This window comes from Methylobacterium sp. J-030 (assembly GCF_022829545.1).
Taxonomy (GTDB): Bacteria; Pseudomonadota; Alphaproteobacteria; order Rhizobiales; family Beijerinckiaceae; genus Methylobacterium.
In genome coordinates this window covers 154,098-180,710 of the sequence record NZ_JAKSYM010000402.1, presented here as the reverse complement: position 1 = coordinate 180,710, position 26,613 = coordinate 154,098, and the positions used below count along the sequence as shown (strand labels likewise).

Annotated in this window: 31 protein-coding genes; 21 read left to right on the top strand and 10 right to left on the bottom strand. The window is 68.9% G+C overall.

The genetic code is table 11. The annotated features are described in order from the left end of the window. Positions 1-72: 72 nt before the first annotated feature. Positions 73-504: a hypothetical protein gene (locus MKK75_RS33335; RefSeq protein WP_244046749.1), complete on the bottom strand. Its 432-nt coding sequence runs from the start codon at positions 502-504 to the stop codon at positions 73-75. Positions 505-770: 266 nt separating this feature from the next. Here MKK75_RS33335 and argS point away from each other — a divergent pair, with 266 nt between their 5' ends. From argS to tatC, 6 genes are all read left to right on the top strand, one after another. Next, the gene (gene argS, locus MKK75_RS33330; RefSeq protein WP_244046748.1) at positions 771-2,522 is read left to right on the top strand and encodes an arginine--tRNA ligase; all 1,752 of its coding nucleotides are present in this window, start codon (positions 771-773) and stop codon (positions 2,520-2,522) included. A 49-nt stretch (positions 2,523-2,571) separates the two neighbouring features. Further along, a complete protein-coding gene (locus tag MKK75_RS33325) occupies positions 2,572-3,942 on the top strand; it encodes an SPOR domain-containing protein (protein WP_244046747.1) in 1,371 nt (456 codons plus the stop codon). Between the two features lie 312 nt (positions 3,943-4,254). Then, positions 4,255-5,259: a beta-N-acetylhexosaminidase gene (gene nagZ / locus MKK75_RS33320; RefSeq protein WP_244046746.1), complete on the top strand. Its 1,005-nt coding sequence runs from the start codon at positions 4,255-4,257 to the stop codon at positions 5,257-5,259. Between the two features lie 122 nt (positions 5,260-5,381). Further along, a complete protein-coding gene (locus tag MKK75_RS33315) occupies positions 5,382-5,654 on the top strand; it encodes a twin-arginine translocase TatA/TatE family subunit (RefSeq protein ID WP_244046745.1) in 273 nt (90 codons plus the stop codon). An 87-nt stretch (positions 5,655-5,741) separates the two neighbouring features. After that, positions 5,742-6,305, top strand: a complete 564-nt coding sequence (gene tatB / locus MKK75_RS33310) for a Sec-independent protein translocase protein TatB (protein ID WP_244046744.1) — start codon at positions 5,742-5,744, stop codon at positions 6,303-6,305. Beyond that, positions 6,302-7,102, top strand: coding sequence for a twin-arginine translocase subunit TatC (gene tatC / locus MKK75_RS33305; RefSeq protein WP_244046743.1), 801 nt, complete (start codon positions 6,302-6,304; stop codon positions 7,100-7,102). Before tatB ends, tatC begins: the two co-directional genes overlap by 4 nt. A gap of 12 nt (positions 7,103-7,114) precedes the next feature. Here tatC and MKK75_RS33300 read toward each other — a convergent pair whose 3' ends face one another. Then, complete coding sequence (locus tag MKK75_RS33300; protein ID WP_244046742.1) at positions 7,115-7,801, bottom strand: response regulator; 687 nt, start codon at positions 7,799-7,801, stop codon at positions 7,115-7,117. Further along, positions 7,798-9,069 (bottom strand): tyrosine--tRNA ligase, encoded by a 1,272-nt coding sequence (gene tyrS / locus MKK75_RS33295; protein WP_244046741.1) that lies wholly within the window; start codon positions 9,067-9,069, stop codon positions 7,798-7,800. The genes MKK75_RS33300 and tyrS overlap by 4 nt, the downstream gene beginning before the upstream one ends. A gap of 123 nt (positions 9,070-9,192) precedes the next feature. On the opposite strand from tyrS, the gene MKK75_RS33290 reads away from it, so the two are divergent. The 6 genes from MKK75_RS33290 to ribB are packed head-to-tail and all read left to right on the top strand — an operon-like array spanning position 9,193 to position 13,832. Beyond that, a complete protein-coding gene (locus MKK75_RS33290; RefSeq protein WP_244046740.1) occupies positions 9,193-10,326 on the top strand; it encodes an anhydro-N-acetylmuramic acid kinase in 1,134 nt (377 codons plus the stop codon). Then, positions 10,323-10,931 carry a DUF3578 domain-containing protein gene (locus MKK75_RS33285; RefSeq protein ID WP_244046739.1) on the top strand — a complete coding sequence of 203 codons (609 nt, stop codon included), beginning with the start codon at positions 10,323-10,325 and terminating at the stop codon, positions 10,929-10,931. The genes MKK75_RS33290 and MKK75_RS33285 overlap by 4 nt, the downstream gene beginning before the upstream one ends. A gap of 30 nt (positions 10,932-10,961) precedes the next feature. Further along, complete coding sequence (locus MKK75_RS33280; protein WP_244046738.1) at positions 10,962-11,261, top strand: type II toxin-antitoxin system RelE/ParE family toxin; 300 nt, start codon at positions 10,962-10,964, stop codon at positions 11,259-11,261. Next, complete coding sequence (locus MKK75_RS33275) at positions 11,258-11,560, top strand: addiction module antidote protein (RefSeq protein ID WP_244046737.1); 303 nt, start codon at positions 11,258-11,260, stop codon at positions 11,558-11,560. Before MKK75_RS33280 ends, MKK75_RS33275 begins: the two co-directional genes overlap by 4 nt. Positions 11,561-11,620: 60 nt before the next feature. After that, the gene (gene aroC / locus MKK75_RS33270; protein WP_244046736.1) at positions 11,621-12,721 is read left to right on the top strand and encodes a chorismate synthase; all 1,101 of its coding nucleotides are present in this window, start codon (positions 11,621-11,623) and stop codon (positions 12,719-12,721) included. 34 nt (positions 12,722-12,755) lie between these two features. After that, positions 12,756-13,832, top strand: coding sequence for a 3,4-dihydroxy-2-butanone-4-phosphate synthase (ribB, locus tag MKK75_RS33265; RefSeq protein ID WP_244046735.1), 1,077 nt, complete (start codon positions 12,756-12,758; stop codon positions 13,830-13,832). Positions 13,833-13,840: 8 nt separating this feature from the next. On the opposite strand, the gene MKK75_RS33260 is transcribed toward ribB, so the two are convergent. After that, a complete protein-coding gene (locus MKK75_RS33260) occupies positions 13,841-14,458 on the bottom strand; it encodes a LysE family translocator (protein ID WP_244046734.1) in 618 nt (205 codons plus the stop codon). A gap of 130 nt (positions 14,459-14,588) precedes the next feature. After that, complete coding sequence (locus MKK75_RS33255) at positions 14,589-15,518, bottom strand: histone deacetylase family protein (protein ID WP_244046733.1); 930 nt, start codon at positions 15,516-15,518, stop codon at positions 14,589-14,591. Positions 15,519-15,699: 181 nt separating this feature from the next. Between MKK75_RS33255 and MKK75_RS33250 the strand changes: the two genes are divergently transcribed. From MKK75_RS33250 to MKK75_RS33215, 9 genes are all read left to right on the top strand, one after another. Beyond that, positions 15,700-16,278 carry a L,D-transpeptidase gene (locus tag MKK75_RS33250; protein ID WP_244046732.1) on the top strand — a complete coding sequence of 193 codons (579 nt, stop codon included), beginning with the start codon at positions 15,700-15,702 and terminating at the stop codon, positions 16,276-16,278. Between the two features lie 162 nt (positions 16,279-16,440). Continuing rightward, complete coding sequence (locus MKK75_RS33245) at positions 16,441-16,881, top strand: hypothetical protein (protein WP_244046731.1); 441 nt, start codon at positions 16,441-16,443, stop codon at positions 16,879-16,881. Between the two features lie 100 nt (positions 16,882-16,981). Next, positions 16,982-18,985, top strand: coding sequence for an acetyl/propionyl/methylcrotonyl-CoA carboxylase subunit alpha (locus tag MKK75_RS33240; RefSeq protein ID WP_244046730.1), 2,004 nt, complete (start codon positions 16,982-16,984; stop codon positions 18,983-18,985). A 244-nt stretch (positions 18,986-19,229) separates the two neighbouring features. After that, the gene (locus tag MKK75_RS35970) at positions 19,230-19,352 is read left to right on the top strand and encodes a hypothetical protein (protein ID WP_279594275.1); all 123 of its coding nucleotides are present in this window, start codon (positions 19,230-19,232) and stop codon (positions 19,350-19,352) included. Positions 19,353-19,371: 19 nt separating this feature from the next. Continuing rightward, positions 19,372-19,803 (top strand): gamma-glutamylcyclotransferase family protein, encoded by a 432-nt coding sequence (locus MKK75_RS33235; protein WP_244046729.1) that lies wholly within the window; start codon positions 19,372-19,374, stop codon positions 19,801-19,803. A gap of 146 nt (positions 19,804-19,949) precedes the next feature. Then, the gene (locus MKK75_RS33230) at positions 19,950-20,798 is read left to right on the top strand and encodes a formate/nitrite transporter family protein (RefSeq protein WP_244046728.1); all 849 of its coding nucleotides are present in this window, start codon (positions 19,950-19,952) and stop codon (positions 20,796-20,798) included. Between the two features lie 54 nt (positions 20,799-20,852). Further along, on the top strand, positions 20,853-21,137 hold the full coding sequence (locus MKK75_RS33225) for an acylphosphatase (RefSeq protein ID WP_244046727.1): 285 nt from the start codon (positions 20,853-20,855) through the stop codon (positions 21,135-21,137). 94 nt (positions 21,138-21,231) lie between these two features. Further along, the gene (locus tag MKK75_RS33220) at positions 21,232-21,993 is read left to right on the top strand and encodes a DUF599 domain-containing protein (RefSeq protein WP_244046726.1); all 762 of its coding nucleotides are present in this window, start codon (positions 21,232-21,234) and stop codon (positions 21,991-21,993) included. Then, positions 21,990-22,292, top strand: a complete 303-nt coding sequence (locus MKK75_RS33215) for a DUF3253 domain-containing protein (RefSeq protein ID WP_244046725.1) — start codon at positions 21,990-21,992, stop codon at positions 22,290-22,292. Before MKK75_RS33220 ends, MKK75_RS33215 begins: the two co-directional genes overlap by 4 nt. On the opposite strand, the gene MKK75_RS33210 is transcribed toward MKK75_RS33215, so the two are convergent. The 5 genes from MKK75_RS33210 to epmA all read right to left on the bottom strand — a co-directional run bounded on the left by MKK75_RS33210 (position 22,235) and on the right by epmA (position 26,533). Beyond that, a complete protein-coding gene (locus MKK75_RS33210) occupies positions 22,235-23,056 on the bottom strand; it encodes a YdcF family protein (RefSeq protein ID WP_244046870.1) in 822 nt (273 codons plus the stop codon). The two genes, MKK75_RS33215 and MKK75_RS33210, sit on opposite strands and share 58 nt — an antisense overlap. A gap of 5 nt (positions 23,057-23,061) precedes the next feature. Then, a complete protein-coding gene (locus MKK75_RS33205; protein WP_244046724.1) occupies positions 23,062-23,709 on the bottom strand; it encodes a dimethylmenaquinone methyltransferase in 648 nt (215 codons plus the stop codon). A gap of 99 nt (positions 23,710-23,808) precedes the next feature. Next, entirely contained in the window at positions 23,809-24,420 is a 612-nt protein-coding gene (locus MKK75_RS33200) for a glutathione S-transferase family protein (RefSeq protein ID WP_244046869.1), read from the bottom strand. Between the two features lie 2 nt (positions 24,421-24,422). Then, positions 24,423-25,478, bottom strand: coding sequence for a lysine-2,3-aminomutase-like protein (locus MKK75_RS33195; protein WP_244046723.1), 1,056 nt, complete (start codon positions 25,476-25,478; stop codon positions 24,423-24,425). Beyond that, positions 25,475-26,533, bottom strand: coding sequence for an EF-P lysine aminoacylase EpmA (gene epmA / locus MKK75_RS33190; protein ID WP_244046868.1), 1,059 nt, complete (start codon positions 26,531-26,533; stop codon positions 25,475-25,477). The genes MKK75_RS33195 and epmA overlap by 4 nt, the downstream gene beginning before the upstream one ends. Between the last annotated feature and the right edge of the window lie 80 nt (positions 26,534-26,613).

Genomic DNA, 26,613 nt, shown 5'->3' with positions numbered 1-26,613 from the left:
CGGCCGGGGAACCATCGTGTCCCGGCCGCATCCCGGTGCCGTCGACCGCCGCGGATATGGCGGCGCTCGCGATCAGCAGCCGCAGCCGTAACCGTAACCGCCGTAGCTGACCGGGTAGCCGTACCCATATCCGTAGCCGCCGTAGGCTGCAGGATAGCCGTAGCCGTAGCCGCCATACCCGTAGCCGCCGTAGCCGTAGCCGCCGTAGCCGCCGTAGCCGCCGTAGCCGCCGTAGCCGTAGCCGCCGTAGAGGCTGCCGGCGACCAATCCGAGGCCGAGGCCCGCACCCGCCAGTCCGTAGCCGAGGCCGCGCCCATACCCGTAGCCCCGGCCGTAGCCCCGACCGTAGAAGCCGCCGCGATAGCCGTAGCCGCCGGCGCGGTATCCGCCATAGCCGCCGTAGTGTCCGCCATGGAAGCCGCCCCGGAACCCGCCCGCTTCCGCGGTCGGTGCGGCCAGCAGAAGGGCGCACAGCGCAGAGCCGGCAATCGTCAAAGTCTTCATTGGTGTCTCCGCGATCGAGGGATTCACGACCGGTGCAGACGACATCGTCTTGAATCGGACAAGACAAGTCTATACCGGCCGCTTCGGTAGTCATCGCGTGGGAGGGTCGACCCGATCGTACCGCCTGCCAGGCGCGATCCCGCCGGCGCGACGGCCCGCACCCGCGCCGTGACACCCTCCCGCCCCCTTGCTAGACGGCCGGGGTGGGCGCAGCCCGATCCAGCCGGGCGGCAGGTTCCCCGCGAGCGAGACCGAGACCGAGACCGATGAACATCTTCGCCCTGTTCGAGGCGCGCGTGCGCGAGGCCGTGGAGGCGCTGATCCGCTCCGGCCAGCTGCCGGAGGGGCTGGATCTCGGCCGCGTGGTGGTCGAGCCGCCGCGCGATTCCACCCACGGTGATCTCGCCACCAACGCCGCCCTGGTGCTCGCCAAGGAGGCGCGGGCCAACCCGAAGGCCCTGGGCGAGGCGCTGGCCGCGGAGCTGCGGACCGATCCGCGAATCGTCGAGGCGAGCGTCGCAGGCCCCGGCTTCATCAACCTGCGGCTCGATCCCGCGATCTTTCACGCCGTGCTGCGCAGCGCGCTCACGGCGCCGGAGGCGTTCGGCCGGGCGCAGATGCCCGGGGGGCCGATCAACGTCGAGTACGTCTCGGCCAACCCCACCGGCCCGATGCATGTCGGCCACGGCCGGGGCGCGGTGTTCGGCGACGCCCTATGCAACCTGCTGATCGCCGCCGGCCGGACGGTGACGCGGGAATACTACATCAACGACGCGGGCGCGCAGGTCGACGTGCTGGCCCGCTCGGCCTTCCAGCGCTACCGCGAGGCCCTGGGCGAGCCCTTCGTGATCGGGGAAGGCCTGTACCCGGGCGATTACCTGAAGCCGGTCGGCGCCAAGCTCGCCGAGACCCACGGGCGCGCGCTCCTCGATCAATCCGAGTCGGAATGGCTGCCGGTGGTCCGCGAGACCGCGCTCGACATGATGATGGCCATGATCCGGGCCGATCTCGAGGCGATCGGTATCCGGCACGACGTGTTCTCCTCCGAGAAGACGCTTCAGGAGAGCGGTGCCGTGAAGGCGCTTCTCCAGGAGCTGCGCGAGCGCGGGCTGGTCTACGAGGGCCGCCTGCCGCCGCCGAAGGGCCAGCTCCCCGAGGACTGGGAGGACCGCGAGCAGACGCTGTTCCACACGAAGGAGTTCGGCGACGACAGCGATCGGCCGCTGCTGAAATCCGACGGGTCCTACACCTACTTCGCCTCCGACATCGCCTATCACCGGGCGAAGTACCGCGCGGGCGCCACCGAACTCATCGACGTGCTCGGCGCCGATCATGGCGGCTACGTGAAGCGCATGCAGGCCGCCGTGAAGGCCGTCAGCGACGGCAAGGCGACCCTCGACGTGAAGCTCTGCCAGCTCGTGCGGCTGTTGCGCGCAGGCGAGCCGGTGAAGATGTCGAAGCGCGCGGGCGAGTTCGTCACCCTGCGCGACGTCATCGACGAGGTCGGACGCGACGCGATCCGCTTCATGATGCTCTACCGCAAGAACGACGCGACCCTGGATTTCGACCTCGCCAAGGTGGTCGAGCAGTCGAAGGACAATCCGGTCTTCTACGTTCAGTACGCCCACGCCCGGGTGCGCTCGGTCCAGCGGCAGGCGCGGGAGGCGTTTCCCGAAGCCGACCTCTCGCCCGCCAAGCTTGTCGCGGAAGCGGATTTCGGCCTGCTCACCGACCCCGGGGAAGCCGGGATGATGCGGCTCATCGCGCAGTACCCGCGCGTCATCGAATCGGCGGCCGTTGCCCACGAACCACATCGAATCGCGTTCCATCTGTATGAAATGGCTTCGGCTCTGCATAGTTTCTGGAACAAGGGCAAAGACTTGCCGCAATTACGATTTGTTAATGCAACCGATCGAAAGTCGACCTGGGCCCGGCTGGCGCTCGCCGAAGCGCTTCGGAGCACGCTCGCCGCGGGCCTCGCGGTGCTCGGTGTGACCGCGCCGGACGAGATGCGGTAGGCCCGTTTCCCACGGGCCTTCAGACCGGCGCTGATGTGAGGATGCTGCCATGACGAACGCTTCGCGCGCTCAGATCGATCTGGACGCCCTCGCGCGCGATTTGGGTCATGAAGCCGCCCGAGGGCAGGGCACCGGCAAGGCGGATCCCCTGGCCGAGTTGGCGCGGATCGTCGGGCAGGACGATCCGTTCCGGGCCTTGCTCGCGGCGCGCGACCAGATGCGCGCGGTTGCGCCCACCGAATCGCAGACCGGCTGGAACGGGCGGATCGAGCCGAGCTTCGCACCCGAGACCGCGAAGGCGACGCCGGCCGACGCGTTCGATCAGTACCTCGCCTCCGTCGAGCGCGACACGCATCAGGAATCACCCTATTCGGCCGAAAGCGCCGCGGCTCCGGATGCCCGCGACGACTCCTATGCGGAAGACCGTCCCCTGCGGCGTGTCAATCCACGACGTCGGCTCGTCTCCGTAGGCGCCGGCATCGCCGTAGTTGCGGTCGCCGTCACGGGGGCGCTGACCTACAAGGGCTTGAACAGCGGCAGCCACGGCGGCGTGCCGGTGGTCCAGGCCGATTCGACACCCCTCAAGGTCGCCCCCAAGGTTGCCGACGGTGTCGAGATTCCCGATCAGAACAGGCAGATCTACGATCCCAAGGGCAAGAAGGACGGCCAGATCAAGATCGTGAACCGCGAGGAGCAGCCGCTCGACGTGGCCGAGGCCGCGCGCGCCGCGCAGGGTCCGACGGCCGCCGCGTCCGGTCAGGGTGGAACGACGCCGGGCAGCAGCCCGTTCGAGGCGTTCGGTGAGCCCCGCCGGGTCCGGACCGTCGCGGTGAAGCCCGAGGCGCCCCCGACGCCGCCGGCTCGGGAGGCGCAGGCCGAGGCTGGTCCGTCGCCGATCCCCACCATGGTGTTGCCCGGCGATGAGCCGGCCCCCCCGCCGTCCGCGCCGAGATCCAAGCCGGCCCGGCAGGCCGCGGCCAGCGTGCCGCAGGCCATGCCGGTCCCGGTCGAGGCACCGCCGGCCCCCACCCCCGTTGAGGCGCCACCGCCGAAGCCGATGGCCGTGAAGCCCCCGCCGAAGGCTGCGCAACGCGTCGCCACGGCGGCCCCGGCCTCGATCCCGGACACGACCGCCAGCACCACCGCCTCCGATGACACGGCGCTTCGGACCGGCCCCGTCGGCGGATTCGCGGTTCAGCTCGGCGTCCGCGGCTCGGCGGCGGAGGCGCGGGCCGCTCTGCATCAGATGCAGGGCAAGTACAGCCAGCTCGCAGGCAAGCCGGAACTCATCCGCCAGGCCGAGGTCAACGGCAAGACCATCTTCCGCGTGCGCGTCGGACCGCTGGAGAAGGCCGAGGCATCCAGCTTGTGCAGCGCCCTCCAAAGCGCCGGCGGCCAGTGCTTCGTCGCGAAGAACTGACGCACAGCAGCTCGTGATCGGGCCGCGGCAGGACTTTTCGAGCGGCTATTCGGTCGGGGAGACGGCGTGATCCGCGCCGTTCCAAAGCCCAAGGCGGGATCGATCCCGCGGGCTCGGACAGGGTGGTGTTGTCGTGCGATGCCGGATCCGAGTCCCGGCGGCAACACTTCCCGCTCACTTCTCCATTCGTCGCGCCGCGCCGCCGATTCGTCTTGCCGGCTCCCCGTTCCCGCCCGACTCTCACCGCATCGATTCAGGCCCGACCGAGGACTCCTTCGTGTCGCGCACCCACCGAGTTTCCGAGACGTTCCGATGACCTCCCGTGCCCTGATTCTCGGCTGCGCCGGCAAGTCGCTCTCCGCCGAGGAGGCCGCCTTCTTTCGCGACGCGCGGCCCTGGGGCTTCATCCTGTTCAAGCGCAACATCGGCACCCCCGACGAGGTGCGCGCCCTGACGGACAGCCTGCGCAACTGCATCGGACGTGAGACCGCGCCGATCCTGATCGACCAGGAGGGCGGCCGGGTCCAGCGCATGGGACCTCCGCACTGGCCGGCCTATCCGGCGGGCGGCCGCTACGGGCGGCTGAACGGAAGCGCCGCGACGATCGCGCGCCTCGGCGCACGCCTGATGGCGCACGATCTCGCCGAGGTCGGCATCAATGTGGACTGCGCCCCCGTCCTCGACGTCCCGGCTCCGGGATCCCACGATATCATCGGCGACCGGGCCTACGGGACGAACCCGAATTCCGTCGCCGCGATCGGCCGGGCGATGGCCGAGGGCCTGATGGCCGGCGGAGTCCTGCCGGTGATGAAGCACATCCCGGGGCACGGGCGCGCCGCCTGCGACAGCCACCACGGACTGCCCATCGTGGAGGCCAGCCGTGAGACCCTCGCGGCGCAGGACTTTCGCCCGTTTCAGGCGCTCGCCGACCTGCCGATGGCGATGAGCGCCCATGTGGTCTTCACCGCCATCGACCCGGAGCGCCCGGCCACGCAATCCGCGGCGGTGATCCGGGAGGTGATCCGGGGCGCGATCGGTTTCGACGGCCTACTGATGACCGACGACCTGTCGATGCACGCCCTGACCGGGACGTTCCGCGAGCGGGCGGAGCGCGCCTTCGCGGCGGGCATCGATGTCGCGCTTCACTGCAACGGGGCCATGGACGAGATGAGGGCGGTGGCCGAGACGGCCCCTCTGCTTGCGGGACGCGCTGCGGAGCGGGCAAACGCCGCGCTGGCGCACCTCGATCCCGCCGACGACAGCCTGGACGTGCCCGAGGCGCGGGCGCAGTTCGCGGCGGCCCTGGCAGCCGCCTGACCCGCGGCCTTCCACCGCCCGTGCTTGTGTTCGGGCAGCGCGATCCCTAGGTTCGCTCGGAAATCCTCAACCGGACGTGGCGTCCCGCTCCCGCTTTCCCGGGGCGCACGCAGGAGGTTGCCATGGGCAGCATGAGTATCTGGCACTGGGTCATCGTCGCGGTCATCGTGATGCTGCTCTTCGGGCGCGGCAAGGTCTCCGACCTGATGGGCGACGTTGCCAAGGGCATCAAGGCGTTCAAGAAGGGCATGGCCGAGGACGAGACGCCCCCGGCGAGCCCGACCGTGGTGACGCCGAGTGAGCCCGTCCGCACGATCCCGCATACCGCCGAGACCAGCCCCGGCACCGCCATCCCGGCGAGCCACATCCCCGGCGGCGAACGCAAGCCGGTCTAGGGGACTGTCACGGGACGTGCGCTGGTGTAGAGCCTGACGGGGACAGGGCTTCGGCTTGGTTCCCAGGGCAGCAGGACCGTCGACGACATGCTGGACATGAGCTGGGGCGAGGTGATGCTGATCGGCGGCGTCGCCCTCATCGTCATCGGGCCGAAGGACCTGCCGAAGGCGCTGCGCACCGTCGGGCAGATCACATCCAAGCTGCGCCGCATGGCCGGCGAATTTCAGATGCAGTTCAACGAGGCGATCCGCGAGGCCGAACTCGATGAAGTCCGGCGCGAGGTGGACGGCATCCGCAATACCGTGCGCGGCGTGGGCTCGACCTTCAACCCCGTCCAGACGATCCGCGACGAGCTGAAGGGCGCCGTCGAGGGCCGGACCAAGGTCGGGCCGGAGAAGCTGGGGCCCCCGCCGCCCGCCGCCGAGACACGCTCCCTCGCCGAGGCGACGGCGCAGTTGAAGGCCGAGCAGGAAGCCCTGCCGCCTGCATCGGAGCTGACGTCCGCCGAGCTGCATCCCGCCCCGCAGCAGGCCGGTGCGGAGGCACCGCTCCCCGTGCCGGGCTCCGCCGATGACCCGTTCGGACCGCCCGCGGAACCGGACGCCCGCGCGGTCCCTCTCGATCCGAAGAACGGCGCCGCTGTCCGATGATCACCGACGCCGATGAGGCCGAGATCGAAGCCTCCCGGGCTCCGCTGCTCGAGCACCTGATCGAGCTGCGAGCGCGTTTGATCAAGTCGCTTGCCGCCTTCGTGGTGATGTTCTTCGGTTGCTTCTTCTTCTCGCGCCACATCTACAACGTGCTGGTCTACCCCTACACGTCGGTAGTGGGCACCGAGAACGCCGAGCTGATCGCGACCCACTTCCTCGAACAGGTCTTCACCAACATCAAGCTGAGCGTCTTCGGCGCGGCCTTCCTGGCTTTTCCGGTGATCGCCACGCAGATCTACGCCTTCGTGGCGCCGGGGCTCTATCGGAACGAGCGCAAGGCGTTCCTGCCCTACCTCGTGGCGACGCCGATCTTCTTTGTTCTCGGTGCGCTGGTGGTGTTCTTCCTGGCGATGCCGCTGCTGATCAAGTTCTCGGTCTCGCTTCAGCAGGTGGGCGTGGCGGGCGAGCCGACGATCAAGCTGATGCCCAAGGTCGACGAATACCTGTCGCTGATCATGACGCTGATCTTCGCCTTCGGCATCGCGTTCCAGCTCCCGGTGATCCTCACGCTGCTGGGCCAGATCGGCATCATCGACGCGGCGTTCCTGCGTGCAAAGCGGCGCTACGCGATCGTGCTGGTCTTCGTCGCCGCCGCCGTACTGACGCCGCCCGACGTGATCTCCCAGCTCTCGCTCGCCCTGCCGATGCTGCTGCTCTACGAGGCATCGGTGTTCTCGGTGGCCCGCGTCGAGAAGCTTCGGGCCGCGCGGCGCGTCGAAGGCGGGCTCGACCCGTAGCGGGCGGGACCCTCAGTCCGGCGTGCGCAGGCGGTAGCCGACGCCGGTTTCGGTGAGCAGGTAGCGTGGGCGCTCCGGGTCGGGTTCCAGCTTCTGCCGCAACTGCCGGATATAGACGCGCAGGTATTGCGGGTCCGACGAGGCCGGCGCATGGCGCATGAGCTGGGCATGAGTCAGCACCTTGCCGGCATGCTGCACCAGCACGCGCAGGAAGTCGTATTCCCGCGGCGACAGCTTCACCTCCCGCTCGCCGACCCGAACGATTCGGCGCACAAGATCGACCGACAACTCATCGACCCTGAAGACCGGCCGCTCACCCTGCATGGCCAGCCGGTGCCGGAGTGCGGCGCGGATGCGAGCGAGCAACTCGTTCATGCCGAACGGTTTGGTCACGTAGTCATCCGCCCCGAGATCCAGGGCCTCGACCTTCCCCCGCTCGTCGTCGCGGCTCGAGAGGACAAGGACTGGCAGGTCGGGCCAGCGCTCGCGGATCATCCCGAGCACCACGTGGCCGGGCATATCGGGCAGGCCGAGATCGAGGATGGCGAGGTCGAGCCCCCCGGCTTCCAGACATGCGAGCGCCGCCGCCGCATCGCCAGCCTCGACGATCGCGTAGCCCTGCGTTCCGAGCCCGGTCCGGAGCAGACGCCGGATCGGCGGCTCGTCGTCGATGACTAGGATGTTGGCCGAAGCGCTCATTCCACCCGCAGCAACACGTGCCGCTTCTTGCCGAAGGAGAGCTTGATGACACCGTCGCCCGTCAGATCCCCCTGGCCGAGCACGGCCTTCTCGTCCGTCACCGGCACATCGTTGACGCGCAGGCCGCCACCCTTGATCTGGCGCCGCGCCTCGCTGGTCGAGGGCACGAGCTTGGCGATGTCGGGCCCGAACGCCGTCAGCACACCGAGTCCAGCCTCTAGCGCGGCGGCCGGCACCGCGACGCTCGGCAGGTCGGCCGCGAGCGTACCCTCCACGAAAGTCTTGCGCGCTGTCTCGGCCGCTGCCTCCGCGACGTCGCGGCCGTGCATCAGCGCCGTCGCCTCCGTGGCGAGCACCATCTTGGCGGCGTTGATCTCGGATCCTGCGAGCGCCGCGAGCCGCATGATCTCGTCCATCGGCAGCAGCGTGAACAGCTTGAGGAAGCGGGTCACGTCCGCGTCCTCGGTGTTCCGCCAGAACTGCCAGTAGTCGTAGGGCTTCAGCATGTCCGGGTTGAGCCAGACGGCGCCGGCGGCGGTCTTGCCCATCTTGGCGCCCGAGGATGTGGTCAGGAGCGGGCAGGTCAGGGCGTAGAGCTGCGGCGTGCCCATGCGGCGGCCGAGATCGATGCCGTTGACGATGTTGCCCCACTGGTCCGAGCCGCCCATCTGCATCACGCAGCCGTAGCGGCGGTTCAGCTCCACGAAGTCGTAGGATTGCAGGATCATGTAGTTGAATTCGAGGAACGAGAGTTCCTGGTCGCGCTCCAGGCGCAAGCGTACGCTGTCCATCGACAGCATGCGGTTCACAGAGAAATGGCGACCCACGTCGCGCAGCATCTCGATGTAGTTGAGCTTGGTCAGCCACGCGGCGTTGTCGACCATCACGGCGTCGCCGGCCGCATCGCCGAAGCGCAGGAACCGGTCGAAGGTTTTGCGGATCTCCGCCTTGTTGGCGTCGATCTGCTCCACGGTGAGGATTTTTCGCGTCTCGTCGCGCCCGGAGGGGTCGCCGACCCGGGTGGTGCCGCCGCCCATCAGGGCGATGGGTTTGCCCCCGGTGGCCTGCAGCCAGTGCAGCATCATGATCGAGAGCAGATGCCCGACATGGAGCGAGGGCGCCGTGCAATCGTAGCCGACATAGGTGGTGAGACGGCCGTCGAGCGCCGCCGTGTCGATCCCGGCGAGGTCCGAGGTCTGGTGGATGTATCCGCGCTCGGTCAGGATCCGGAGGAAGTCGGATTTCGGCGCGAAGCTCTCGGCGGTCATGGATACAATCTCGGGCCGCGTGCTGGCGCGACAGGCCGAGGCCCCGCATGCTAGCTCGCGCTGGGTTCAGGATATGGCGCGCTCTTAGCAGGGCGTTTGCGGAAAGGCACGGGGCGGGACGGCATGGCGATGATGCGCGCGATCGGGCTGATGAGCGGCACCTCGCTGGACGGCGTCGACATCGCGCTGATCGAGACCGATGGCGAGCGGGTCCACGTGGTGAAGGGCCACAACAACTTCTTGGAGCCGCTGGGACCGACCGGATATCGCGGTTATGCGGACGACGAGAAGGCGCTCCTGCGCGGAGCCACCAAGGATGCGGAATCCGTCCTTCATCCCGGCGACCGGCCCGGCCGTCTGCCGGAGGCGGAAACCTTCGTCACGAAGGCCCATGCCGAGGCCGTGGAGCGCTTTCTTCAGGAGAACGGCCTGACCGCTTCGGCGATCGACGTCATCGGCTTCCACGGCCAGACCGTCATCCACCGGCCGGACCAGCGCCTCTCGATCCAGATCGGCGACGGGCAGGCGCTGGCGACGCGCCTCGGGATCCCGGTGGTCTCCGACCTGCGCCGCGCCGATATCGAGGCGGGCGGGCAGGGGGCGCCGCTGGTGCCGGTGTTCCACAAGGCGCTCGCCGCCGCGTCGGGCTTCGACGGGCCGTTCGGCATCCTCAATATCGGCGGCGTCGCCAACGCGACGCTGATCGACTCCAGGGGCGGCGTGATCGCCTTCGACACCGGCCCCGGCAATGCGCTGATCGACGAATGGATGCAGGAGCGCGAGGGCAAGAACCTCGACGACGGCGGCCGCACCGCCGCCCGCGGCCGGCCCGACGAGCAACTGCTCGCCTGGCTGCTGACGCATCCGTTCTTCTTCCGCAAGCCGCCGAAATCCCTCGATCGGAACTGGTTCTCGCACAAGTTGGCGGGCCAGCTCTCGACTGAGGACGGCGCCGCGACGCTGACCGCCTTCACGGCTCGGGCGGTGGCACGGGCGCTGGATCACGCCCCCGAGGTCCCGACGCGGTGGATCGTGGCCGGCGGCGGTGCCCGCAACGGCGAGCTGGTGCGGCTGTTGAACTATCACCTGCGCGCCGAGATCACGACCGCGGACGCGATCGGCTGGTCGTCGGCCTATCTGGAGGCACAGGCCTTCGCCTACCTCGCGGTGCGCTCGCTGCAGGGATTGCCCATCACCTTCCCATCGACGACCGGGGTCCGCGAGGCCATGACCGGTGGAGTTCTGGCCCAACCTTGAGCCTCGGCTACGCGCTCCGGCGAATCATCGAGGAATACCCGCTCGCGCGCCTCGACCCGCCGGCCGGGCATCCGCTCGCCGCGGTCATCCGAAAAGGCGCGCCGGACGAGCTTCGCGGCGCATTGGCTGCGATCGACGGCCCATTCCTCGTGAAGGGCAGCCCGGGCCGGGGCAGCAAGTGGGCCGCCGTGCCGTGGCTCGCGATCTTCGATCCCGCGATCACCACGAGCGCGACCCGGGGCTACTATCTCGTCTACCTCTTCCCGACGCACCGCGAGACGGTGTACCTATCGCTGGCGCAGGGAACGGTGGCGGCGATCCGCGAATACGGGTTCGGCGCGGGCGATCATCTCCGGACGAGCGGGGCGATGCTTCGGGCGCGCCTCGCCGACTTCGCCGACCGGCTTCCGAATGAAACAATCAGCCTCGGCACCGCGGGCGAATTGCCGGAGGGCTACGAGGCGTCGCATATCCTGGGGCTCACCTACGAACGCGACGCGCTTGGAGATGAGCGGCGGCTACGGGCCGATCTCGCGGTGGCCGTGGCAGCCTATCGGGCTCTTAAGGCGCGGGGCGGCCTTGATAGTCTAGCGCGTTCCGTCTAATTCTGTAGCGTATAAGCTACGCGCGCTGCGATGCCGGCAATTCGTCAGACCGAAATGTTCGCGGCTTGGTTTGCCGCATTACGCGACGAGCAGGCGCGGGCCCGGATCAACGTTCGGATCAAGCGCCTCGCACTCGGAAATCCGGGCGATGTCAGACCCGTCGGTTCGGGGGTGAGTGAACTGCATGTCGATTATGGGCCGGGCTACCGCGTTGACTTCGCACAACGCGGCGAGGCGTTTATCCTGCTTCTGTGCGGGGGCGACAAGCGAACGCAGGATCGGGACATTCGCGAGGCACAACGTATCAACCGGCAGGAGCAGGGCCGATGACCATCGATACCCGTGCGTGGGACGTCGTGGAACATCTCGACACGCCCGAGCGCATCGCGGCCTATATCGACGCCGTGCTGGAGGATGGTGACCCCGCGCTCATTTCCGCGGCAATCGGCGATGTGGCGCGGGCACGCGGGATGAGCCAGATCGCGGCCGAGACGGGAAGATCCCGCGAGAGTCTGTATCGCGCCCTGTCCGAGAAGGGCAATCCGCAACTCGATACGCTGGTGAGCGTCCTCAAGGCGATTGGCCTCCGGCTCAGCGTCCAACCGATCGCCGAGTCGAAGCCGGCGTAGCGCCGGAAGCCCGCACCATCGTTTGTGCCCCCGCCGCTCCCGCGCTAAGGCAGCCGCGCCATGTCGCACAACACCTTCGGCCACCTGTTCCGCGTCACGACCTTCGGCGAGAGCCACGGGATCGCGCTGGGCTGCGTGGTCGATGGCTGTCCGCCCGGCCTGCCGCTGGAGGCCGAGGAGATCCAGGCGGAGCTCGACAGGCGCAAGCCCGGCCAATCGCGCTTCACCACGCAGCGCCGCGAGCCCGATCAGGTCAAGATCGTGTCCGGCGTCTTCGCCGACGACCGCACCGGCGGACGCCAATTCACCACCGGCACGCCGATCGCGCTGATGATCGAAAACACGGACCAGCGCTCGAAGGACTATTCCGAGATCCGCGACAGCTACCGGCCCGGCCACGCCGACTACACCTACGACGCCAAGTACGGCATCCGCGACTATCGCGGCGGGGGGCGCTCCTCCGCCCGGGAGACCGCCGCGCGCGTGGCCGCCGGCGCCGTAGCCCGGAAGGTCATCCCGGGCATCACCATCCGGGCGGCCCTCGTGCAGATGGGGCCGCACGCCATCGACCGGTCCCGCTGGGACTGGGCCGAGGTCGGCAACAATCCGTTCTTCTGCCCCGATGCCGAGACCGCGACCTTCTACGAGAGCTACCTCGACGCGATCCGGAAGGACGGCTCGTCGGTCGGCGCCATCATCGAAGTGGTGGCCGAGGGCGTTCCGCCGGGCCTCGGCGCGCCGGTCTACGGCAAGCTCGACGCCGATCTCGCCGCCGCCATGATGTCGATCAACGCCGTGAAGGGCGTCGAGATCGGCGACGGCTTCGCGGCGGCGGCCCTGCGCGGCGAGGACAACGCCGACGAGATGCGCGCCGGCAACGACGGGCGCCCTCGTTTCCTGGCCAACCACGCGGGCGGGATCCTCGGCGGCATCTCCAGCGGCGAGCCGGTGGTGGTGCGCTTCGCCGTGAAGCCGACTTCTTCGATCCTGACGGCGCGGCGCTCCGTCACCCGGGACGGCGCCGAGGTGGACCTCGTCACCAAGGGCCGCCACGATCCCTGCGTGGGCATCCGCGCGGTCCCGGTGGCGGAGGCCATGATGGCCTGCGTGCTCGCCGATCATTATCTGCGCCACCGCGGACAGGTCGGGCAGCAGCCCTGATCCCGGTCGCGGTCCCACCCGTTCGAGAATGCCCGTGCCCCATTGCACCGTCACCGAAGCCATCGCGGCCTTCGCCAAGGGCGAGATCGTGGTCGTCACCGACGACGACGACCGCGAGAACGAGGGCGACCTCGTCGTCGCGGCCTCGCTCTGCACGCCGGAGAAGATGGCGTTCATCATCCGCAATACCTGCGGCATCGTCTGCGCGCCGCTCACGCAGGGCGAGGCGCGTCGCCTGCACCTCGCCCCGATGGTCGCCTCGAACGACGCGCCGCTGGGCACCGCGTTCACGGTCACGGTGGACGTGAAACACGGGCTGACCACGGGCATCTCGGCGGAACAGCGCTGCAACACCGTCCGGGCGCTGGCCAACGGCAACATGGGCGCAGGCGACTTCGTCCGCCCCGGCCACGTGTTCCCGCTGATCGCCCGGGACGGCGGGGTGCTCATGCGATCGGGCCATACCGAGGCCGCGGTCGATCTGTGCAAGCTGGCCGAGTTGCCGCCGGTCGGCGTGATCTGCGAACTCGCCAACGACGACGGCACCGTGATGAAGGGGCCGCAAATCGAGGCCTTCGCCTCGAAGCATGGGCTGAAGCAGGTCTCGGTGGCGGATCTCATCGCCTACCGGCAGGCCCGGGACCGGCTGGTGGAGCGGGTCGGGCATTTCCCGGTCCGATCGAACCACGGCGACATGACCGCCTACGTGTTCTCGACGCCGTTCGAGACAATCCAGCAATTCGCCTTCGTGATGGGCGAGATCGGCGACGGGCGCGATGTGCTGGTCCGCCTCCACCGCTCGAACGTCGCCGCCGACGTGATCGGCGGCGGCCGGCAGATCGACGCGGTGCTGCGGCGCTTCGCGGCGGCCGGGCGCGGGGTTCTGGTATACCTCCGCGACGGGACTGCGGGTGTTCCGGTGAAGAGCGCCACAGACGAGGGCACGGAAGCCCTGCGCGCACGGCAGTGGCGTGAGGTAGGCCTCGGCGCGCAGATTCTGCGCGATCTCGGCGTCATCTCGTTCCGCAACCTCGCGACCTCGTCGCGCGCCTATGTCGGCTTGTCGGGCTTCGGCATCGAGCACCTCGGCGACGAGCCGCTGGAGGCGTAACCGGCCTGTCAGGCGCGACGCGCGACCGTCCAGATCGCGGCGCCCGCCATGATGGCGGCGGCGCTGCGATTCAGCCGTCGGTGGAATGCCGCGGTCTGCAGGGCGTGCCGTGCCCGCGACGCCAGGGCGGCGTAGGGCGTCATCACCGCGATCAGGACGAGGGCCGTGACGGCCACGAGCAGGGCGAAGTCGCTGCGCGTGACGGCTCCGAGATCCAAAAGGGTCGGCAGCACCGCGAGATAGAAGACGATCGTCTTGGGGTTGGCGAGCGTGACGGTGAGCCCGGCGAAGAAGCTCGCGAAGGGGCGGTCGGCGCCGCGGCCCGCCACGGGCTGCACGCGCGCCGCGGCGCGCCAGAGCTGGATCGCAAGAAAGCCGAGGTAGAGTCCGGCGCCGATCCGGACCACGACGAAGACGTCACCGAGCGCCTCGGCCACGCGGGTCAGCCCAAACACCGCGGCGGCGAGAAAGGTCAGATCGCCCAGCATCAGGCCCGCGGCGAACGCCATGCCGGCCCAGAAGCCCGAAGCCAGAGCCCGGGCGACCAGGGCCACGACGCCGGGGCCCGGGATCGCGGCCGCGACGCCCAGCGCCAGCGCGTAGGCGAGGAACCCGGCGGTCGTCACCGCGCGATCCCCGGCCGGCGAGGGCTGGCGACCGGCGCCGCCGGGCGTGTTGGCGTTTCCATGATTCTGATGCCCCCGAAAAGCTGAGGCTATGGTGGGATCAGCCGCGCGCGCAATGGTTCGGTCGGTCCTACCGCCCCATCAGCGCGTCGACATGCGCGGCGGTCGACTTGGCGAGACCTTCGAGACTGTAGCCGCCCTCCAGCACCGAGACGATACGGCCGCCCGCGCAGCCTTCCGCCACCTCCATCAGCTTGCGCGTCGCCCAGGCGAAATCCTCAGCCTCGAGCTGCAGGTTGGCCAGCGGATCGAGGCGATGGGCATCGAATCCCGCCGAGATCACGATCACGTCCGGCCGGAAGGCATCGAGGCGCGACAGGATGCCGGTCTCGAACGCCTCACGAAACACCGCGCCGTCGTCGTTCGGCCGCAGCGGCACGTTGACGATCGTATCCTTGTCGCCTCGCTCCGAGGCTGCGCCGGTGCCGGGATAGAGCGGTATCTGATGCGTCGAGCAGTACAGGACGGAGCCATCGTCCCAGAAGATGTCCTGGCTGCCGTTGCCGTGATGCACGTCCCAATCGACGAGCGCCACGCGCTCCGCCCCGTGCTTCGTCCGGGCGTAGCGTGCCGCGATGGCGGCGTGATTGAACAGGCAGAACCCCATCGAACGGGTCCGCTCCGCGTGATGGCCCGGTGGCCGCATGGCCACGAAGGCGTTGCGGCACTCGCCCGCGACGACGGCGTCGATGGCGTGCGTCGCACCGCCGATCGCCCGCAGCGTCGCCTCCAGGCTGCCGGCGGACAGGACCGTATCCGAGTCGATCCCGACCATGCCGTGCTCCGGCACCGCCGCGACCAGCGCGTCGACATAGCTGCGGGGATGGGCGAGCGTCGCGGTCTCGATCTCCGCCCGGGGCGCTGAGGCCCGGACGAGGCCGGCGAAGCGCTCGTCCTCCAGCGCGCGCTCGACGGCCCGCATCCGGGCCGGCCGCTCCGGGTGCCCCTCCGGCACGACATGATCGAAGCTGGCGGGATGGCTCACGTAGAGAGTGGTCACGACGGTCGCTCCCGGGTCCAAGCCTGTCGCGCGCCTGCAACAGCAGCCGGCAATGTGCCACGGGCGCAACGCGTGGACTACGGCCGCGTGCCCGCCGCGATTAGGCTTGTCCCGATTGTCTTCAGCTTTTCCCGGTCACCGAACCGTCTTCGGCGCGGGATCGAACGTCGAGACCGGCACCATGCGCATCGTCCCGATCATCGTCTGTGCGAGTCTTCTGGCTGGCTGTTCCTTCAAGGGCGTGCCCGATCCCACCCTCTCGGCCCGCGACGCGGAGTTCATGGCCCTGGTGCCGGATGCCGAGTTCGATCCGCATTTCGCCCGGTACGAGATGAACGATCCGACCCGCGAGCCGCCCGGCACCATCGTGGTCGAGACCAGGGAGCGTCAGCTTTACCTCGTCCAGCCCGGCGGGAAGGCGCTGCGCTACGGCGTCTCAGTCGGCGACGAGGCCTATGGCTGGACCGGCAAAGCCACCGTCGACCGCAAGGCGGAATGGCCCGCCTGGAACCCGCCGGCCGAGATGATCAAGCGCTGGCCGCACGTCCACGCCATGCAGGGCGGCCCGATGAACCCGCTCGGCGCCCGCGCCCTCTACCTGTCGGAGAACGGCAAGGACACGCTTTACCGGATCCACGGCACCAACGAGCCGGAGAAGATCGGGCAGGCGGTCTCCTCCGGCTGCATCCGCATGCGCAACATCGACGTGGTCGACCTCTTCAATCGCGTCCCTGTCGGTGCGACGGTCATCGTCCGGTAACGCAACCGGTCAACGTCCCAATAAGCCTGCTTGCTTGGGAGGTGTTTACCTGAACTTCCGTTCAGATCTGCCCATTAACGTCTGGCTGGGAAGCCGTCCCGTAGGTTGAAGACACACAGGGACTAGCGCCGACCGCAGCAAAGGTCGGGGAGGCAGGCGACCATGACCATGATTTCCGTTCAACAGTTCTGCAACCATGCCGTTTCAACCGGCGCGATCAGCGACGAGGATCTGCTCGTCCTCAAGCGCGAGGTCCTTCCGGACGGTCTGATGACACGCGAAGAGGCCGACCTGCTGATCGCCCTGGAGCGCGCGGTGATCGGCTCCGACGCCTTCGCCGACTTCCTCGTGGCCTCCGTCGTCGACTTCGCCGTGTGGGGCACCCGGCCCACGGGCTATATCGACCGCGACGTGGCCAGCTGGCTCGCCGCTTCGCTGAGCGGCCGGGAGGGCCCGAGCCCGGTCGGTGCGCGGATCGCCGTAGAGATCGTCCGGGAAGCCCAGGGCAGCGCCGAGTCGCTGATCGCCTTTGCCCTGGAGGCCAATCGCCGGACGCATGACGCGGCCCAGCCTGCCCGCATGAGCTTCGCGCTGGCGGCCTGAACGTTCGACAAAGGCGCAGCTTCCGTCTGTCGCGCAACTGATCTATCGGGACAGTCAAGCCGGTGCGCAGTCCGGCAGTCTCGGAAGAAGTGCGCCAGCGATGTTCGACAAGATCCTGATTGCCAACCGGGGCGAGATCGCCTGCCGGGTCATCAAGACCGCCCGGAAGATGGGCATCAGGACCGTAGCGGTCTACTCGGATGCCGATCGCGATGCCGTGCACGTCGCCATGGCCGACGAGGCGGTGCATATCGGCCCGGCCGCAGCGGCGGAATCCTATCTGGTCATCGACAAGATCGTCGAGGCCTGCAAGCAGACCGGCGCCCAGGCCGTGCATCCCGGCTACGGCTTCCTCTCCGAGCGCGAGGCTTTCCCGAAGGCGCTCGAAGCCGCCGGTATCGTGTTCATCGGGCCGAACCCGGCCGCCATCGCGGCCATGGGCGACAAGATCGAATCCAAGAAGGCGGCAGCCGCCGCCGAGGTCTCCACTGTCCCCGGCTACCTCGGTGTGATCGAGTCGCCCGATCAGGCCAAGCAGATCGCCGACGAGATCGGCTACCCCGTGATGATCAAGGCCTCCGCGGGCGGCGGCGGCAAAGGCATGCGCATTGCCTACTCGGCCGACGAGGTGGCCGAGGGCTTCGCCCGCGCCAAGTCGGAGGCGGCCTCCTCCTTCGGCGACGACCGCGTCTTCATCGAGAAGTTCATCACCGACCCGCGCCACATCGAGATCCAGCTCATCGGCGACAAGCACGGCAACGTCGTCTACCTCGGCGAGCGCGAGTGCTCGATCCAGCGCCGCAACCAGAAAGTGATCGAGGAGGCGCCGTCGCCGCTCCTCGACAAGAAGACTCGCCGCAAGATGGGCGAGCAGGCGGTCGCGCTCGCCAAGGCGGTGAACTACGATTCGGCCGGGACGGTCGAGTTCGTGGCCGGGCAGGACAAGTCCTTCTACTTCCTCGAGATGAACACCCGTCTCCAGGTCGAGCACCCGGTGACCGAGATGATCACCGGCCTCGATCTCGTCGAGCTGATGATCCGCGTCGCGGCCGGCGAGAAGCTGCCGATCACCCAGGACGACGTGAAGCTGAACGGCTGGGCGGTGGAAAGCCGCGTCTACGCCGAGGATCCGACCCGCAACTTCCTGCCCTCGATCGGCCGGCTGACGACCTACCGGCCGCCGGAGGAGGGACAGCAGGGTAAGGCGATCGTGCGCAACGATACCGGCGTGGAGGAAGGCGGTGAGATCGCCATCCACTACGACCCGATGATCGCCAAGCTGGTGACCTGGGCGCCGAGCCGGGCCGAGGCGATCGCCGCGCAGGGCGAGGCGCTGGACGCCTTCGCGATCGACGGCATCCGCCACAACATCCCGTTCCTGTCGGCCCTGATGGCGCATCCGCGCTGGCAGGAGGGCCGCCTCTCCACCGGCTTCATCGCCGAGGAGTTTCCCAACGGCTTCATCGCGCCGGAGCCCGACGGGCCGGTCGCGCTGCGCATGATGGCTGCCGCGGCGGCGATCGACCACAAGCTGAACCAGCGAAAGCGCGGCATTTCCGGGCAGATGCGCGCGCCGGGGCTGTTCGCTTTCGAGCGGGAACGGGTGGTAATCCTGGCCGGCCGATCCTACCCCGTCACGGTGACGCCCGAGGGCGAGGATCTGCTGGTCGCGCAGGAGGACGGCAAGTCCCTGACGGTGGCGAGCGCGTGGCGCCCGGGCGAGCCGGTCTGGATCGGTACGATCGGCTCCGAGCGGGTGGCGATCCAGGTGCGCAGCCTGCTCAACGGCGTGTTCCTGCAGCACGCGGGCGCGGCCGCCGAGGCCCGGGTCTACACCCGCCGCGAGGCCGAACTGGCCGCGCTGATGCCGGTCAAGGAGCAGGCGGGCTCGGGCAAGCAGGTGCTCTGCCCGATGCCGGGCCTCGTGAAGCAGATCCTTGTGGCCGAGGGCCAGGAGGTGAAGAACGGTGAGCCGATCGCAGTCGTCGAGGCCATGAAGATGGAGAACGTGCTCCGCGCCGAACGCGACGCGACCGTAGGTAAGATCCACGCCAAGGAGGGCGACAGCCTCGCGGTCGACGCGGTGATCCTGGAATTCGCCTGAGCCGAGTCGCGTTCGTCGTGAGTGCGGTTCACAACGAGCAGACGAAGCTGCTGGCGACGACGTTGAACAACATCGCTGTCGCATATGTCGTCATCGGCTTCGTGACACCGATGACGGCCGCAAGCTTCGGTATAGCCACCGCACCATCCATGCATGTCGAGAATGCGGTCTTCACGGTCGTTCGTCTATGCACGGGTTGTGCACTCCATTACGGCGCGAGGCGTGCCCTTCGGAGCATGAAGCCGTGAATTACGATTGGCTCTTCGTCACGTTCGGCTTTCCGGCAATCACCTTGGCGATCGCCTATACTGCCGTGCGCGCGAACGAGCGCGCAGCGCGACGCCTCGATCCTCCGGCAGGCGAATAGGCACCTTCACCTCCGCCGCATGCCCCTCTATTTTGCCTACGGCGCCAATATGGATGCCGCCGCGATGGCCCTGCGCTGCCCGGTCTCGCGGCTGATCGGCGGCGGGCGCCTTGAGGGGTATCGCTTCATCATCATGCGCGAGGGCTATGCCTCGGTCGTGCGCAATTCCACCCGCACCGTCTGGGGCGTGATCTGGGAACTTGCGAGCGACGATATCCCGGCCCTCGATCGCTACGAGGGCGTGGCGGGCGGCCTCTACACGAAGGCTACCCTGCCGGTCCGGACCCCGGGCGGCGTCAAGCGCGCCCTGATCTATCTCGGCTGCTCCACCGCCCCCGGCCGCCCGCGGCCCGGATACCTTGATGCCGTCCTGGCGGCGGCGCGCGCGGCGCAACTGCCGCCCGCCTACATCCGCGAGCTCGACAGTTGGTCGCACGGTCTTCCGGCCTGAAGCCCTCGCAACTGGTACGCGACATGCTTGCCCACGATCGAGCTGGCGGGCGAGGGGCAGCACCGCGCCCGTTCAGCCATTCGTGATTGCGCAGGGCGCCCGTCGGTCAGCGGCGATTGCCGGCCGCCTGCGAGGGAGAGTTCTGCATGTCGTATCTGGCGCCCGCCGATTTCGTGAAGAAGGCCGTCGATTCGGGTGAGTCGAAGGTCTTCATGGCCACCAAGGACACCTTCATCCGGGCCTATATGGCCGGTGCGATCCTGGCGCTCGCCGCCGCCTTCGCGGTCACCATCAACCAGACCACCGGCCAGCCGCTCGTCGGCGCGCTCCTGTTCCCGGTCGGCTTCTCGATGCTGTACCTGCTGGGCTACGATCTCTTCACCGGCGTCTGCGTGCTCACGCCGCTGGCCCTGATCGACAAGCGGCCCGGCGTCACCGTGGCGGGCGTCGCGCGCAACTGGGCGCTTGTCTTCGTCGGCAACTTCGCGGGCGCGCTCACCACCGCGGTGATGATGTCGATCGTGTTCACCTTCGGCTTCGCCACCGAGCCGAACGCCGTCGGCAAGCTGATCGCCGGCATCGGCGAGGCGCGGACCCTCGGCTACGAGAAGTATGGCGCCTCCGGCATGCTAACGCTCTTCGTCCGCGCGATGATGTGCAACTGGATGGTTTCGACCGGCGTGATCGGCGCGATGCTGTCCACCTCGGTGCCCGGCAAGGTGATCGCCATGTGGATGCCGATCACGGTGTTCTTCTTCATGACCTTCGAGCACTCGGTGGTGAACATGTTCCTGTTCCCATCGGCGATCCTCATGGGCGGCCACCTGACGATCATGGACTACCTGCTGTGGAACGAGATCCCGACGCTGATCGGCAACATCGTCGGCGGCCTCGCCTTTACCGGCCTGATGCTCTACTCGACCCACGTCCGCACGGGCGCGACGCGGTCGTCGGTCATCGACGCCACCGTGCGTCGCCCCATCGCGGCCGAGTGAGGCGATCCGGGCCCGCGTTTCACGCGCGAGTCCCACCGGCGGGTGTGGTTCGGCATGCGTGAGACGCGAACGGTCTCCGTCGTCATAGAGGGGCAGGTCCAGGGGGTGTCGTATCGGGCCTGGACCCGGGGCGAGGCTCGCGCCCGCGGCCTGACCGGCACCGTGCGCAACCGCGACGACGGCTCGGTGGAAGCGCTGTTCAGCGGCGCTGCTGACGCAGTGGCCGAGATGCTGACGCTTTGCCGTTCTGGACCGCCGGGCGCCCGGGTGACCGGGGTCGCCGTGCGTGAGTTGGAGGATCCGCCGGGCGTGAGCGGCTTCGAAATCCTGAGCGGCTGAGCCCCGGACGCCGTTCGGGCGCACAGGTGGCTTCTGCGTCAGCGTCTCCGCTGTTATGGCGTCGGGGCCACTGTGAACACGCTATCCGAGGATCATGACCGCCCTATCCACCGGCCAGCCTGCATTCTCGCCCCTGGATCTCGGAGCGGTCCTATACTTCATCCTCGCCTGGGTGGCGTACGGGCTCTCGGTCGGCCGGCTTCGGGGCCGGATGGTGTCCCTCAGTCAGATCATGAACGGCCACCGCTCCAACTGGGCGCGGCAGGTGATCGGCCGCGACAACCGGGTTGTCGACACGCAGATCAACGCCTCATTGCAGAACGGCACCGCCTTCTTCGCTTCGACCTCGCTGATCGCCCTTGGATCGGTGCTGACCCTGTCGCGCTCCGGCGACGACGTGCTGAACCTGTTCGCCACGCTGCCGTTCGGCATGGTGGCGAGCCGCCTGACCTGGGAGCTGAAGGTCGCAGGCCTCGCGCTGGTCTTCGTCTACGCCTTCTTCAAATTCGCCTGGGCCTATCGGCTGTTCAATTATGCGGCGATCCTGCTCGGTGCGGTGCCGCCGAGGGGATCGGGGGCGAGCGAGACCGAGATGCTGCGCGCAGTCCGTCGGCTCGCCGCAATGAACGTCAGCGCCGGCCGGCATTTCGCGCGCGGGCAGCGGGCCTTCTTCTTCGCGCTGGCGTATCTCGGCTGGTTCATCAGCCCCTACGTGCTGTTCGTCTCGACATCGGCGGTGGTCGTCATCATGTGGCGACGGCAATTCGCCTCCGAGATCCGCTCGGCGCTGCTCGAGGCCGGCGAGGGCCCCCACGAGGGACCGCTCCTGTCCCCCCTGGAAGAGGCACGGACATGACCGATTCGAGACCGGACGACGCGGCGATCGAGGAGACCATGCTCGGCCTCGTCGCGGCGCGCGGGGCGCAGAAGACGGTCTGTCCCTCCGAGGTCGCCCGGGCGCTGGGCGGCCCGCATCCAGACGGCTGGGGTCCGCTGATGCAGCCCGTTCGCCGGGTCGCCGTGCGCCTCGCCCATGCGGGCCGCATCGCGATCCTGCGCAAGGGCAAGCCGGTGGATCCGGATGATTTCCGCGGCATCTACCGGCTGGCGCTGCCCTCGGGCGCCTCCGGCCCCGGGAACCAGTCCGGCGTGTAGCCCGCCCACCGGTAGACCGCGAGGCCGATCCACTCCTTCACGCCCAGATCGAGCTGGAGCAGCCCGTCCGAGGCGAAGCCATTGAAGCGGGCGACATCGCCCCAGCCACGCGTCCGGTAATCGACCGGGAAGGCATCGACCGTGAACCCGGCCTGCCGGAAGCAGCCGACCGCCCGGGGCATGTGCCAGGCCGAGGTCACGAGCAGCCAGCGCTCGCCGGGCTTCGGTTGCACGAGCGCCGCCGTGAACAGCGCGTTCTCACGGGTGTTGCGCGAGCGGTTCTCCAGGATCAGGCGCGTGCGGGGCACGCCGATCGTGTCCGCCTGCCGGCTGACGATGTCGGCCTCCGCGATCCCGCCGCCGATGAAGCCGCTGCCGCCCGAGAACACCAGCCGCGCCGCGGGGAAGCGCCGAGCCAGGTCGGCGAGATAGATCGGCCGCTCGCCGGCATCGTTGACGATGACCTGCGCCCGCGCCTCGGACAGGCCCGCCTCGATCCCGCCGCCGAGCACGATGATGCCTGCGGGCGGCGGTCCGTCCGCCGGGAACGGCGGAAAGCGCTGTTCGAGCGGCAGCAGGATGATCTCCGACAGGGGCCCCAGCCCGCAGACGGCCAGCCCGACGGCGCCGAGCAGCGCCAGGGCCGTCCCGGTCCTGCGCAGCCGCGCCACCGCGAGGAGAAGCACTCCGATCAAAACGGAGACGATCAGGACGTTCGACGGGGTGATCAGGAAATAGACCACCTTCGACAACGGGAAGAACACCGTGTTCACGCCGGCTTCGTCTCGGCCTGGAACCGCGCCAGAGCGGCTGCATCCGGCGGCAGGAGGCTGGCGAGGCTCTCGCCCCGTTCGACCTCGCGCTGGATCCAGAGATCGAGTCGCTGTTGCTCCACGGCTTCCAGGGCGATCCGTTCGGCGATACCGGCGGGCAGGGCGATGATCCCCGCGTCCGAACAGACCACGATGTCGCCCGGATGGATCGCGGCCCCGGCGCAGGCGACGGGCTGCTGCGTGCCGACCAGGGCGAGCACGCCGGAACCGCCCGGCGGCGCACTTCCGTGCGGCAGGCCGATCTCCTCCGGGAGTGCGGCATCGGTGATTAGGCCCACCGCGCCGCGCCGGACGAGCCGGGCCGCGAGGATCGCGCCGAACGGCAGGGTGAAGCCGGTTCCGGCGGCGTCGATCACCACGACCGATCCCTCAGGGACGGCGTCGATTGCGGCGGCGATGTCGCCGGCGGCATCGTCGCGGGCCGGGATCATCCGCAGCGTGTAGGCGGTCCCGATCGCGGTGCCGCCGCGCGCGGTCAGACCCAGCGGACTGAACGCCTTGACGTCAGCCCGCGTCAGCGCGCGGGCCAGGCTTGCTGGCGTCACGGCAGAGAGCGCGTCGCGCAGGGTCGGGTCGATCGCCATCGAAGATTCCTTGGGGCGGCGAGGTGCGCCGCCGGCTCTGTCACGTCGGTGCTCAGCCAAGTGGATTTTTCGCGTCCGACGGCAAGACCGCCGAAAGGCTCATCCGATCGGTTCGCCGAGGGCACGAGCGGAGCCCGCTCGGTTGGCAAGGCGCGCGTACCACCGGTTCAGCGCCGGGCGCTCGGTGCGTTCGGCCGGCAGGTTCAGCCAGCGGTGCACGGCGCAACCCAGGGCGATATCCGCGATGCTGAACCTGTCGCCCACCACGTAATCCCGATCCGCCAGATGCGTGTCGAGGACCGCCGCCAGGGCTTCCGTCTTCCTCAGCGAACCGGCGACGAGGGCGCGGTCGGGATCGGATGACCGGAAGAGCTGCCAGAAGGCGTCGCGCATGGCCGGCGTGAAGCTCGTCGCCTGCCAGTCGAGCCATTGATCGACATGGGCCCGGGCCCTGGGATCCTCCGGCAGCGCCAGCGCCGGGCAGCGCGCGGCCAGATACCGGAGGATGGCGTTCGACTCCCAGAGGACGAAACCGTCCTCCTCCAGCGTCGGCACAAGTCCGTTCGGATTGAGGGCCCGGTAGGCCGGATCGGAGACGACGCCGAAGGCGCCGCCAGCGTCGATCCGTTCATAGGCGAGTCCGGCTTCGTCGAGCCCCCAGACCGCCTTCTGTACGTTCACCGAGGTCAGCCGTCCCCAGAGCCTGCGCATCGTCACGCCTTTTTCTCACACCGCGGCGGATAGGCATGTTCGTGCCCGTCCGGATCGGTCACGCGCTGCCCGTCCGCGGTTTCGCGCAGGTAGCCGGGCCCCACCGGCACCTTGCCGTGGCCGCCGGGAATGTCGAGCACGTAGGTCGGCTGCGCGAGGCCGGAGAGCCGTCCGCGCAGGGCACGCATCAGCGCCTGTCCCTCGGCAAGGCCGGTGCGCAAGTGGCTGGTGCCGGGCGCGAGATCGCCGTGGTGCAGATAGTAGGGCTTGATCCGGTTCTCGACGAAGCTGCGCATCAGCGCGTCCAGCGTCGCGGCCTCATCGTTGACGCCGCGCAGCAGCACGGTCTGGCTCACCATCGGGATCCCGGCATCGATCAGCCGGGCGCAGGCGGCGCGCGCGCCGGACGTGAATTCCCGCGGATGGTTCGCGTGTAGGGCGACGAAGACCGCGCGGCCGAAGCGGCGCAGGGCCAGCACCAGACCGTCGGTCACGCTGTTGGGATCGACGACGGGCACGCGGGTGTGGATCCGGAGCACCCGGACATGCTCGATCGCCGACAGCCGCTCCGCGATGCGGCCGAGGCGCCGCGCCGAGAGCGCGAACGGGTCGCCGCCCGTCAGCACGACCTCCCAGATCCGCGAATCCCGGGCGATATACCCGAACGCGGTTTCCAACTCGGCCTCGCTCAACGTCCCGTGTCCGTTCGGTCCGACCATCTCCCGGCGGAAGCAGAAGCGGCAATAGACGGGGCAGACGTGCAGCGGTTTCAGCAGCACCCGGTCCGGATAGCGATGGACGATCCCCGCGACGGGCGCGTGGGCGGCGTCGCCGATCGGGTCGACGCGTTCCTCGGGCTCGACCCGGCATTCCTCGATCGAGGGCACGAACTGCCGTGCGATCGGGTCATCGGGGTCCGACGGCTCGATCAGCTCGGCCATGTCGGGGGTCAGCGAGACCGCGTAGCGGGCCAGCACGGCGCGCAGCACGTCGGCTTCCACGCCGGAGATCAGGCCGGCGGCGGCGAGATCGTCGGTGCTATGCAGGGCCTTGGTCACGCCTGGGTCTCCGCGACAGGTGTCCAGATGACGTCCTCGATGCGGCCGGCACCGCAGGCCAGCATCGCCAACCGGTCGAAGCCGAGGGCGATCCCCGACGAGTCCGGCATAACGGCGAGGGCCGCGAGAAAATCCTCGTCGATCGGGTAACGCTCGCCGTACACGCGCAGCTTCTCCGCCATCTCGCCCTCGAAGCGGCGGCGCTGCTCCTCCGGTTCGGTCAACTCGCCGAACGCGTTGGCGAGCTCGACCCCGCAGACATAGAGTTCGAAGCGCTCGGCGACGCGGCCGTCCTGGGGGGCCGGCCGCGCGAGGGCCGCTTCGCTCACCGGATACTCGCACAGGATCGTCGGCTGTCCGACGCCGAGATGCGGCTCGATCCGCGCGACCAGGACCCGCGAGAACAGGTCGGCCCAGGTGTCGTCCGGCGCCACACGCAGATCGGCGGCGGCGACGGCGCGGGCCAGCGCATCCCGATCCGTCTCGCCCTTCCCTATCACGGTGGCGAGGAGGTCGATCCCCGCGAACCGATCGAACGCCTCGGCCAGCGTGAGCCGTTCGGGATCCGCGAAGGGGTCCGCGTCACGGCCGCGATACGTGAAGCGGCGTTGGCCTGCCGTGGTGGCAGCCAGTCTGAGCAGGTCGACGCAATCCGTCATGAGCGCCGTGTAGGGCGCCCCGGCCCGATACCATTCGAGCATCGTGAATTCGGGGTGGTGCAGCGGTCCCCGCTCGCGATTTCGAAACACCCGGGCAAGGCTGAACAGCCGCGCCTCGCCGGCTGCCAGCAGCTTCTTGCAGGCGAATTCCGGTGAGGTGTGCAGGTAGAGCGGCGTGCGCGCACCGCTCGGACCAACGGCTTCGGTGGCGAAAGCGGACAGATGCGCCTCGTTGCCCGGCGAGACCTGCAGGCAGGCCGCCTCCACCTCGACGAAATCCCGCTCGGCGAACCAAGCCCGGAATGCCGCGGTGAGCCGGTTGCGCTGGATCAGCGCCGGGCGGCGATCGGCATGGCGATCGGCGGCCCACCAGGGCGAAGGCGATGCGCCTGTCATGATCGTGTCGGTCCGGCCCATTCCCAAGCTCGGCCCCGACGCAACTCGCTCCGTCGCCGGCTCACGACGACAGATCGGCC